At 71.3% G+C, this 4,564-nt stretch carries 4 protein-coding genes; all 4 read left to right on the top strand.

Going from position 1 to position 4,564, the window contains the following annotated elements; genetic code table 11:
• A partial coding sequence (locus QWY84_RS20005; RefSeq protein ID WP_290204825.1) for a cbb3-type cytochrome c oxidase subunit I occupies nt 1-1,599 on the top strand: 1,599 nt, incomplete at its 5' end.
• The gene (locus tag QWY84_RS20000; protein ID WP_290204824.1) at nt 1,596-2,207 is read left to right on the top strand and encodes a cbb3-type cytochrome c oxidase subunit II; all 612 of its coding nucleotides are present in this window, start codon (nt 1,596-1,598) and stop codon (nt 2,205-2,207) included. The genes QWY84_RS20005 and QWY84_RS20000, both read left to right, overlap by 4 nt.
• A complete protein-coding gene (locus tag QWY84_RS19995; protein ID WP_290204823.1) occupies nt 2,204-2,785 on the top strand; it encodes a c-type cytochrome in 582 nt (193 codons plus the stop codon). Before QWY84_RS20000 ends, QWY84_RS19995 begins: the two co-directional genes overlap by 4 nt.
• Nucleotides 2,782-4,564, top strand: a 1,783-nt coding sequence (locus QWY84_RS19990; protein ID WP_290204822.1) for a heavy metal translocating P-type ATPase, incomplete at its 3' end; no start/stop codon positions are given. The genes QWY84_RS19995 and QWY84_RS19990, both read left to right, overlap by 4 nt.

The following is a 4,564-nucleotide window of genomic DNA, read 5'->3' as shown; positions in this document are numbered from 1 at the left end:
CTCCTCGCCCTGACGTTCCTGATCTCCGTCGGTGCCCTCCTGGCGCTGGTCTGGTCCATTGCCACGGACCAGTTCAGCCACGGTCCCAAGGCCGCGCGCACCATCTTCGCCCCCGGCGAGGTCGGTTACTCCGAGGACCCGGCCGAGGGCCGCGACGGCCTCGCCCGCGCCGCCCGGACCGAGGCGGACGAGGACGCCGTCGCGGCGCGGCGCTCCGCGGACCTGTCCTCGCGGGTTCCGGTGCTGACGCTGCTGGCCTCGGCGGTGTTCTGGCTGATCGTCGGCTCGCTGTACGGGCTGGTGAGCTCACTCAAGATGCACATGCCGGAGCTGCTGGCCGACACCGAGGCGCTGACCTTCGGGCGCATCCGGCCCATGCACCTCAACGCCGTCGCCTACGGCTGGGCGTCCATGGCCGGCCTCGGCGCAGCGGTCTGGCTGGTGCCCCGCCTGTTCAAGACGCCCCTGGTGGGCGCCGGCTTCGCCACCGCCGGGGCCTGGATCTGGAACCTGGGCATGGTCCTGGGCCTGGTGGCCCTCGGCGCGGGCTACTCCGACGGCGAGGAGTGGCTGGAGTTCCCCTGGCAGGTGGACGCCCTGTTCGTGCTCGCCGGCGGCCTGTGCGCGGTGCCGCTGCTGCTGACGGTGCGCAACCGCCAGGTGCAGCATCTGTACGTCACCAGCTGGTACCTGATGGCGGCGCTGATCTGGTTCCCGCTGCTGTTCCTGCTGGCCAATCTGCCCTATCTCTTCCCCGGCGCCGCCGGGGCCACGGTGAACTGGTGGTTCGCCCACAACGTCCTGGGCCTGTGGGTCACGCCCATCGGCGTGGGTGTCGCCTATTACATGATCCCCAAGATCCTGGGCAAGCCGGTGATCTCCTACCGGCTGTCACTGCTGGGATTCTGGGCCCTGGCCCTGTTCTACAGCCAGGTGGGCATCCACCACCTCATCGGCGGCCCGGTCCCGACGTGGCTGGTGACCCTGTCCATCGTCCACAGCGTGATGATGGTGATCCCCGTGGTGACGGTGGCCATCAATCACCACGGCACCATGATCGGGCACTTCCACCGGCTCAAGGACTCGCCGACGCTGCGCTTCGTCTGGATCGGCTCGCTGATGTACACGGCCTCGTCCCTGCAGGGGTCCATGGAGGCACTGCGATCCGTGAACCTGGTCACCCATTTCACCCACTACACGGTGGGGCACGCCCACCTGGGCATGTACGCCTTCCTGAGCTTCATCCTGTTCGGCGCGGTGTACTTCATCATGCCGCGGGTTACCGGCTGGGAATGGCCGTCGCGCCGGCTGATCACGCTGCACTTCTGGCTCGCGTTCGCGGGCATTCTCATCTACGTGATCGCCCTGTCCATCGGTGGCTGGCTGCAGGGGCTGGCCATGCTCGATGCGGACACGCCTTTCATGGACACGGTGCGCCTGACCCTGCCGTACCTTGAGGCCCGGTCCGTGGGCGGCGCGCTGATGACGCTCAGCCACCTGCTGTTCGCGGGCCACTTCTTCACGCTGCTCCGGCAGGGCGGACGCCCCCTGAGCCGGCCCACGCTCTTCCGTTCGGCTACCGCGGAGCGCCCCCTATGACACGCACCATCGCCATCATGGCCGGCGCGGCCCTCATCCTGCTGTTCGCCACCCTGCTGCTGGTGGTCATGCCGTACACGCAGATGGACAGCGAGCCCGTGCCCGAGGGGCTGGAGCCGTATTCCGGGGCCGAGCTCCGCGGGCGCGATGTGTACATGAGCCAGGGCTGCGTCTACTGCCACACCCAGCAGCCGCGGGACCCCGGCTACGCCCCCGCCGACCAGGAGCGGGGCTGGGGCCGGGCACCGGTACCGGGGGACTACGCCTACGACCAGCCCCACCTCATGGGCACCATGCGCACCGGCCCGGATCTGTTCAATATCGGCGCCCGCCAGCCCAGCGAGGCGTGGCACCTGGTGCACCTCTACAACCCGCGGGCGGTGGTCGAGGACAGCATCATGCCCAGCTACCGCTATCTCTTCGAGGTAGTGGACACGCCCCTGGACAGCGACACCGTGGTGAACATCCCCGAGCCGTACGGGCCCGAGCACGGCACGGTGGTCACCACCCAGGAGGTGGAGGACCTGGTGGCCTACCTCAAGTCCCTGGATCACACCTACCCGGCGGAGTCGCTGCCCCGCGCGGACGACAACGGAGACACGCCATGACGGACAACGACGACGGCGCGCAGCGCCGCGAGCAGCCGGAGCCCACCGAGGGCGACCGCCCGGTCCCCCGGGCCGTCCTGCTCCTGGTCGCCGGCCTGGTGGTCTGGGGCACCGGCTACATCGTGGCGCACACCGGCTGGCCGCTCGCCGGCGGCGACAGTCGTACCCCGGTGGCGGTTGCCGACAACAGCTCCGTCAGCGGCGAGACCGTCTACAACAACACCTGTGCCGCCTGCCACCAGGCCGGCGGCACCGGGATCCCCGGGAGCTTCCCGCCCCTGGCGGACAGCGACTGGGTCACCGGCGAACCCACCGCCGTGGTCGCCATCGTCAGCCACGGGCTGCAGGGCGATATCGAGGTAGGCGGAGAGACCTACAGCGGCGCCATGCCGGCCTTCGGCGGGCAGCTCTCGAATCGCGAGATCGCCGCCGTGGCCAGCTATGTCCGCTCCAGCTGGGGCAACGAGGCGTCCGCCGTCGATACCGAAACGGTGGAGTCGGTGCGCAGCGACCACGACGGCCGCGGGCCGTGGACCGCGGACGAGCTGCGCACCGCATTCGGGGGGCCGGACACTTGACGACGGCAGACACGCACACGTCTGCACCCCGGCAGGAGGAGGCCGCCCTCCAGGTCGAGGGCATGATGTGCGCCGGCTGCGCAGCGGCGGTCGCCGCCACCCTGCAGCGCCAGCCCGGCGTCGTCAGCGCCGGGGTCAACTTCGCCGCAGATGCCGCGACCGTCACCTGGGATCCGAGCCGCACGTCCCTGGAGGCGCTGCAGGCGGCAACCCGGAAGCTGGGCTACACGGTCCGGCCGGCCGGTGAAGGGGGCGCGGGCGACCGGCCCCGGTCGGCGTTCCGGCGATCGCTGCAGATCCGCCTGGCCGTGGCCGTATGCTTCGGCATGTGGAGCATGATGGCCGCCGTCCTGATCTACCTGGCGCCGCTGGGAGTCGTGGAGCCCTGGGCCCACTGGCATCTCGCCGTGGCGTCGGGGGCGCTTGCATTGCCGGTGCTCGGCTACTCGGGGGCCGGGTTCTACGTGGCGGGCTGGCGCACCCTGCGCGCCCGGGTGCCCGGCATGGACACGCTCATCACCGCAGCGGTCCTGGCGGCCGTGGTGGTCTCCGTCGTGCAGCTCCTCCGCGGCTCGCCGGATGTCTACTTCGACGCTGCGGTCATGCTGATCACCTTCCAGCTCGTCGCCCGGCTCATCGATCTGAGCGTGCGCCGCAACGCCACCCGGGCCATCCACGCGTACCTGGGCGCGCTGCCCGAACGGGCCCGCCGCCGCGACGGGGATACCGAGAGCGACGTGGCCGTCGTGGAGCTGCAGCCCGGGGACCGGATCCGCGTCGCCCCCGGCGAGGCCGTCCCGGTGGACGGTGTCGTTGACGCGGGCCGCTCCGCGGTGAGCCGCGCCCTGATCACCGGCGAATCCACGCTGCAGCCGTGCGGCCAAGGCGACGCGGTCCTGGCGGGCACGCGCAACGGCGACGGCGCGCTCATCGTCCGGGTCACCGCGGGCGCCGGCAAGCGCCGCATCGACGCGCTGGCGCGGTCCGTCCGCCAGCTCCTCAGCCGCAAGAGTGCCCTGCAGCGGCTCACCGACCGCATGGCCCAGGGGCTGCTCGCGGTTGTCCTTGCCGGCGCGGGGTTGGCCGCCGCCCTGGCCGCGGCGGGCGGCGACACGGCCATCGAGGCCGCCACCCGGGCACTCGCCGTGCTGATCGTCACCTGCCCCTGCGCCCTGAGTCTCGCGGTGCCGCTGGTCGGCGTAACCACCGTGGGCGCGGCGGGCCGCAACGGCATCATCTTCCGCGACCCGGCGGTACTGGAATCGGCGGCACGCGCCCGCACCATTGTCTTCGACAAGACCGGAACGCTGACCGAAAGCCACCCTGCTGTCGCCGGCACGGAGCCGGTCTCCGGGGTTACCGACGGGGAGCTTGCTGCCTGCGCCGCTGATGCCATGGACGGTACCAGCCACCCGCTGGCGGCGGGATTACGGAAGCGGGCCGGAACACCGCCGACCACCGTTACCGGACAACGCCAGGTGGTGCCGGGCGAGGGAACGATCTGGCACGGCACGGCTGTGACCGTCCATGCCGGACGGGCCCGCTGGCTGCGCCGGGCGGGTATCGGCGTGCCGGCGGCGGAAGACCGCGGAACGGAGCTCTGCGTTGCCCGCAACGGCGTATTCATCGGCCGCATCCAGTTTGCGGAGACGGTGCGTCCGGAGGCTCGGGAGGTGGTCGGCGCCCTGCGGGCGCAGGGCTACCGGCTTCACCTGCTCAGCGGCGATTCAGCGAGCGCCTGCCGCCGCGTCGCCGACCGCCTCGGCATTCCCCGCGACA

This window comes from Aquisalimonas lutea, assembly GCF_030409225.1.
GTDB lineage: Bacteria > Pseudomonadota > Gammaproteobacteria > Nitrococcales > Aquisalimonadaceae > Aquisalimonas > Aquisalimonas lutea.
Note: the sequence above shows the minus strand (reverse complement) of the source record. Positions and strands in the feature narration are given on the sequence as shown.

Excerpts from the sequence above, each read along its gene's own strand:
- QWY84_RS20000 (WP_290204824.1), top strand. The coding sequence starts at position 1,596 with ATGACACGCACCATCGCCATCATGGCCGGCGCGGCCCTCATCCTGCTG.
- QWY84_RS19995 (WP_290204823.1), top strand. The coding sequence starts at position 2,204 with ATGACGGACAACGACGACGGCGCGCAGCGCCGCGAGCAGCCGGAGCCC.